Source organism: Mesorhizobium sp. M7A.F.Ca.US.014.04.1.1, assembly GCF_003998745.1.
Classification (GTDB): domain Bacteria; phylum Pseudomonadota; class Alphaproteobacteria; order Rhizobiales; family Rhizobiaceae; genus Mesorhizobium; species Mesorhizobium ciceri.
Window position 1 is genome coordinate 1 of the sequence record NZ_RZRW01001092.1, and the last position, 1,096, is coordinate 1,096.

General features: G+C 60.4%; 1 protein-coding gene. It reads left to right on the forward strand.

Features of this window, described 5'->3' with window-relative positions:
- Nucleotides 1-1,080 (forward strand): PQQ-binding-like beta-propeller repeat protein (locus EOA22_RS34725; RefSeq protein WP_164756226.1); only part of this gene is annotated, 1,080 nt, incomplete at its 5' end.
- Nucleotides 1,081-1,096 lie beyond the last annotated feature (16 nt).

Here is a 1,096-nt window from a genome sequence, read left to right on the forward strand (position 1 = left end):
GACATGGACAGGGGCACAGACCTTGGCGTGACGACATGGCCACCGGAAGCCTGGAAGATCGGCGGCGGCAATATGTGGGGCTGGATCTCCTACGATCCGGAGTTGAACCTGATCTTCCACGGCACGGGCAATCCAGGACCGTGGAATCCGGATTTGCGGCCAGGCGACAACAAATGGACGTCCGGTATTTTCGCGCGTGACGCCGATACCGGAGCGGCGAAGTGGTTCTATCAGTGGAGCCCGCATGACCTCCATGACTATGACGGCATCAACGAGCAGATCCTTCTGGACATGACCTGGCAAGGCAAGCCGCGCAAGGTCCTTGTCCGACCGGAACGCAACGGCTACCTCTATATCCTCGATCGGACCACTGGAGAGGTGCTATCGGCCACAGCCTATGGCCCGGTCAATTCCAGCAAAGGCGTCGATCTGAAGACCGGCCGCCTGATTGCAAACCCTGACAAGAGAACCGGCACCGGCAAGGTGGTCCGAGACATTTGTCCGACGGCATCCGGCCTCAAGGACTGGCAGCCATCGGCGTTTTCGCCGAGGACCGGCCTGCTCTATATCCCCCACAACAATCTCTGCATGGATGAAGAAGGCGTCGAGGTAAACTACATCGCAGGCACGCCCTATGTCGGCATGAACGTACGCATGATCCCCGGGCCGGGCGGCAATCGTGGTGCTTTTACCGCCTGGGATGTTTCCGCCGCCAAGCCGGCCTGGGTCCTGAAGGAGAACTTTCCGGTATGGAGCGGCACCGTCGTCACTGCCGGCGATGTCGTCTTTTACGGGACCATGGAAGGCTGGTTCAAGGCGGTCAGCGCCAGGACTGGCGATCTGCTTTGGCAGTTCAAGACGTCGTCCGGCATCATCGGCCAGCCAATAACCTATCGCGGCCCCGATGGGCACCAGTATGTCGCAATTCTGGCAGGCGTCGGTGGCTGGGCCGGCGCCATCGTTTCGGGCGACTTAGACCCACGCGATGCCACCGCGGCACTGGGCTTCGTCACCGCGATGAAGGATCTGAAGAACGCTACCACGGCGGGTGGCACGCTTTATGTGTTCCGGAAGACTTGAAGCACTGAAGTTGACC